Source organism: Azospirillum sp. B506 (assembly GCF_000333595.1).
Lineage (GTDB): Bacteria > Pseudomonadota > Alphaproteobacteria > Azospirillales > Azospirillaceae > Azospirillum.
Genome location: NZ_BADK01000267.1, coordinates 1 through 4,003, shown reverse-complemented (window position 1 = coordinate 4,003; position 4,003 = coordinate 1). Strand labels below are relative to the sequence as shown.

General features: G+C 65.8%; 5 protein-coding genes. 3 read left to right on the top strand and 2 right to left on the bottom strand.

Going from position 1 to position 4,003, the window contains the following annotated elements; all coding sequences use genetic code 11:
• Positions 1 to 472, bottom strand: a 472-nt coding sequence (gene nthB, locus I71_RS08405) for a nitrile hydratase subunit beta (protein WP_042693786.1), incomplete at its 3' end; no start/stop codon positions are given.
• Positions 469 to 777 (bottom strand): hypothetical protein, encoded by a 309-nt coding sequence (locus I71_RS37235; RefSeq protein ID WP_148294188.1) that lies wholly within the window; start codon positions 775 to 777, stop codon positions 469 to 471. The genes nthB and I71_RS37235, both read right to left, overlap by 4 nt.
• 333 nt (positions 778 to 1,110) lie before the next feature.
• On the opposite strand from I71_RS37235, the gene I71_RS08400 reads away from it, so the two are divergent.
• The 3 genes from I71_RS08400 (at position 1,111) to I71_RS08390 (ending at position 3,994) form a co-directional block, all read left to right on the top strand.
• Complete coding sequence (locus I71_RS08400) at positions 1,111 to 2,271, top strand: transporter substrate-binding domain-containing protein (protein ID WP_042693784.1); 1,161 nt, start codon at positions 1,111 to 1,113, stop codon at positions 2,269 to 2,271.
• The gene (locus I71_RS08395; protein ID WP_042693782.1) at positions 2,271 to 2,921 is read left to right on the top strand and encodes an ANTAR domain-containing response regulator; all 651 of its coding nucleotides are present in this window, start codon (positions 2,271 to 2,273) and stop codon (positions 2,919 to 2,921) included. The genes I71_RS08400 and I71_RS08395 overlap by 1 nt, the downstream gene beginning before the upstream one ends.
• Before the next feature lie 152 nt (positions 2,922 to 3,073).
• The gene (locus I71_RS08390; RefSeq protein ID WP_199902132.1) at positions 3,074 to 3,994 is read left to right on the top strand and encodes an acetamidase/formamidase family protein; all 921 of its coding nucleotides are present in this window, start codon (positions 3,074 to 3,076) and stop codon (positions 3,992 to 3,994) included.
• Positions 3,995 to 4,003 lie beyond the last annotated feature (9 nt).

Sequence of the window (4,003 nt, the reverse complement as noted above, 5' to 3'; positions counted from 1 at the left end):
TACCCGGAAGGCGGGTGTGTGCCGCTGGCGGCATGTCCTTGATCCGCACGGTGTCGCCGACCTGGAAGCGCGGGTTCGCCACCACGTCGCGGTACGGGTGTTCGCCGCGGTAGAAATACTCGACGACCCGCTCGGTGATCGCCGGGTTGCCGGTGTTCGGCAGGGGCGCGTCGGGATTGGCGAGGTAGAATTCGGTCTTCTCGTTGATCTCGCGTTCGGACAGGTAGCCGCGCTCCACCAGGAACTTGCAGATGCCGCCCAGCCATTTGATGTAGTAGCGGTATTTGAAGTAATCGAGCGGGTTCATGGACTCCGCGAGGACCCGCAGATGCGGCCACGCCCAGATGCCCGTGCCCATCATGGTGGAGTGGACGGCGAACAGCTGCGCCTCCCACGGTTCCACGAACACCTTCTTTTCAACGTTGACGGGACCAAGCCCCTCGATGCCGCCCAGGAAATGCTGGATTTTCATGCCGTGTCTCCAACTGAACCGAAATTGGCATGCCGCCCCCTGCCACGCGCGGTCTGTTCGGCGCGTGGTGTGAACTGGCTGCGACGGAACGCGACGTCCGTTCGGGACGCCGTGGGCAGCGGCGGCTGGCCGCTGCCTGGAGTCTGCAGCAAGACGAAAAAGCCGGTCCTGTCTTGCGGAATTCCATGACGATATTCCAACACGAAAAGACCCGGCAGCGTCATGCCGCGGGCTACATTGCCGGTTGCTATGTGATGGAGGCCGTTTTCTAAGTGATCGGCGACTGGCGTCTTAATGGGCAGCATCGCCCGACGTCTGAAAATTAGACTGCATTGGTCGTTGCTGTCACGTCAAGGCAAAAATTTCAGAATTTTTCATAATGTTTCTTCGCCTTATGCGTGTATCGGATGGTTTTGCGGTCCCCTTGCCGAAAGACGCTTGACAAGACGGCCGCCCGCATACAGCCTATTTATCAGGCGCCGGGCAAAGATGCCTAATTTCGCGCCAGTTGTTTGGACCCGGTGGTTTGAACACGGTCCGGTCTTCCGGAGACATTTCGGCTTCGCCCCATGGCGACCGCGGCAAATACGCCCTCGGCCATCCCGGCCGCAGGGTTTTTTTTGTTTTTGAGGGACCTCATGGTGGAACAGACCTTTCGGATCGGGCTGATGTTCTCCTCGACCGGCCCCTACAGCACCGTGGCCGGCGCGATGCTCAACGGCGCGATGCTGGCGCTCCGCGAAATGGAAGGGGCCGGCGGACAGCCGCGGTTCGAGCCGGTGATCGTGAACCCCGGCGGTGACCTGGCGGCCTACGCCAAACTTGGCGCCGAACTGCTCGGCAGCGGCATCCGCCATGTCGTCGGCTGCTATACCTCATCAAGCCGGAAGGAGGTGATCCCCTGCTTCGAGAAGCACGACGGGCTGCTCTGGTACCCGTCGCACTATGAGGGTTTCGAAAGCTCCCACAATGTCGTCTACACCGGCGCCGCGCCGAACCAGCACATCCTGCCGCTCATCGACCATCTGATGGCCGAGTTCGGACGCCGGGCCTTCTGCATCGGGTCCAACTACATCTGGGCCTGGGAGAACAACCGTATCCTGCGCGAGATCGTCAACGCCCGCGGCGGCAGCGTGCTGGACGAGCGCTACCTGCCGGTGGGCGAGACCGAGCTGTCCCCGTTGGTCGAAGCCCTGATCGCGGCGCGGCCGGACTTCATCTTCAGCTCGCTCATCGGCAACAGCGCCTACGCCTTCTTCCGCCAGTTCCGCGCCGCCTGCCGGCTGCGCGGGATCGACCAGCCGCGGAGCATGCCGGTGGCCAGCTGTAACCTGTCGGAGCCGGAGCTGGTGGAAATCGGTGCGGACGCCATCGACGGACACATCAGCTCCAGCGTCTATTTCTCGACGGTGAAGGGTGCCGCCAACGACCGGTTCGTGGCCAATTACGCGCACAACTTCCCGGACCGGCCGCAGACCTCGGCGGACGCCGAAGCCTCCTACATCGCGGCGAAGCTGCTGACCCGGGCGATCACGGCCTGCGGCACGGACGAGGTGCGGATGGTGAAGGCCGCCGTATCCCGCCTGCGCCTTGCCGCCCCCCAGGGAGAGGTGTGGGTGGACGGCGAGACCCTGCACTGCCACCTCACGCCGCGGATCGGCCGATCGCGCCATGACGGAACCTTCGACGTGCTGATGGAGGAGACGTCCCCGGTCGCACCGGACCCCTACCTCGTCCGCTCCTGGCTGCCCATAACGGCCTGGATGGCGGACGCCCCCGCGCTGAGGCGCGTCCGCTGATGGCGCCGCGGCTCGTCCAGAACTTCCGGGGCACGCGCGCCCTGGTGATCGCCGCCAACGGCGGCGCCATCGACGTCCTCGACACCACGCTGGTCAAGCTGGGCCTGAGCGTCGAACGCCCCCCCGTCGCCGACGGCATGGTGGAGCTGAACATCCAGGAGCTGCGTGCCGAGGCGGATATCCTGTTCATCGACGGCGACCTGGGCATCCCGCTCGGCTTCAACGGCATCGCGGACCGCCTGCCGCCGGTCCCCGTCATCGGCATCGTCGGGGTCGAGGCGCCCGGCCGGTTGAAGGCCCTGATGAACCACGGCGCCACCGCCTTCCTGAGGAAGCCCGTCCATTCCGGCGCCGTCTACACGGCGCTGTTCCTCGGCATCAACCAGTTCCTCCAGCGCCGCGACCTCGAAATGCAGATCGAGGAGCACCAGCAGCGCCGCCGCCGCCGCCGGGTCGTCGTCAAGGCGATCGTCCTGCTGATGCAGCGGGCCGGCATCGACGACGAGGCGGCCTACACGCAGTTGCGCCGCGACAGCATGCGCATGCGTTGCAGCCTGGAACATTATTGCGAAGAGTACCTGAACGGCCGGTCAACGGCGACCGTGGAGCCTCCCCGCCTCGTGCGCCGCGTCGCGTCCGACCGGGGATAGCTCCGAAACGCGCGCGACCGACCGACCACCGTGCCGCGCGCTTCGGCGCCGGGGCCGGCCGCGCGTCCCTGTCCACCGTCCCCGCTGCCGATGCCGCCAGCTCTCGCCGCCAACGTTCGCCATGGACGTGACGGCGATACCGGAGAATGACCATGTCTTGGCTCGAATCATCGATCATGGCGCGCCGTGGCGTTGCCGGCGGCCGCACCGGCGCCGCCCACCACATCAGCGAGGAGACGCAGGGCAAGTACCATTACGTCTATGGCCCCTACGCCACTCCCGTGCTGACCATCGATCCGGGCGACGTCGTCTCGGCCGAGACGCACGACGCGATGGAAGGCCGCATCCGCACGGAATCCGACCTGCCGAGCGATGTCCTGAACTTCCCGTTCCTGAACCCGCAGAACGGGCCGATCTTCGTCCGCGGCGCGGAAAAGGGCGACTGCCTGGCGGTGCACATCAAATCGATCGTGCCGCGCGGCCCGCAGCCAGTGGGCACCACCTGCCTGATGCGCGAGTTCGGCGGACTGGTCGGCACCGGCGACACCGCCCTCCTGAACGCACCCTTGCCGGAGCGTGTCAAGAAGGTGGAGGTCGATCCCATCACCGGCGTCCGCTGGAGCGACCGCATCACTCTGCCCTACCAGCCCTTCATCGGCACCATCGGAACCTCGCCGGAGATCGAGGCCATCTCTTCCCTGCATCCCGACTATTACGGGGGCAACATGGACCTGCCGGACGTCGCCCCGGGTTCGGTGATCTACCTGCCGGTCCATGCGCCCGGCGCGCTGCTCTATCTCGGCGACTGCCATGCGGCCCAGGGTGACGGGGAGCTGTGCGGTTTCGCCATCGAGCACCCGACGGTCACCACGGTCCAGGTGGATCTCATCAGGGACTGGAGCTTCCGCTGGCCACGGCTGGAGAACGAGCGGGTGATCATGACCATCGGCTCCGGCCGGCCGATGGAGGATGCCGCCCGCATCGCCTACCGCGAGCTGGTCCGCTGGATGGCCGCCGATTACGGCTTCGAGGAGTTGGACGCCTATATGCTTCTGACCAGGCCGGCCGCCTGAGGGTCGGCA

What these genes read in the sequence shown, in the direction of transcription:
- I71_RS37235 (WP_148294188.1), bottom strand. Translation starts at nt 777, where the DNA reads ATGCTGCCCATTAAGACGCCAGTCGCCGATCACTTAGAAAACGGCCTC.
- I71_RS08400 (WP_042693784.1), top strand. Translation starts at nt 1,111, where the DNA reads ATGGTGGAACAGACCTTTCGGATCGGGCTGATGTTCTCCTCGACCGGC.
- I71_RS08395 (WP_042693782.1), top strand. Translation starts at nt 2,271, where the DNA reads ATGGCGCCGCGGCTCGTCCAGAACTTCCGGGGCACGCGCGCCCTGGTG.
- I71_RS08390 (WP_199902132.1), top strand. Translation starts at nt 3,074, where the DNA reads ATGTCTTGGCTCGAATCATCGATCATGGCGCGCCGTGGCGTTGCCGGC.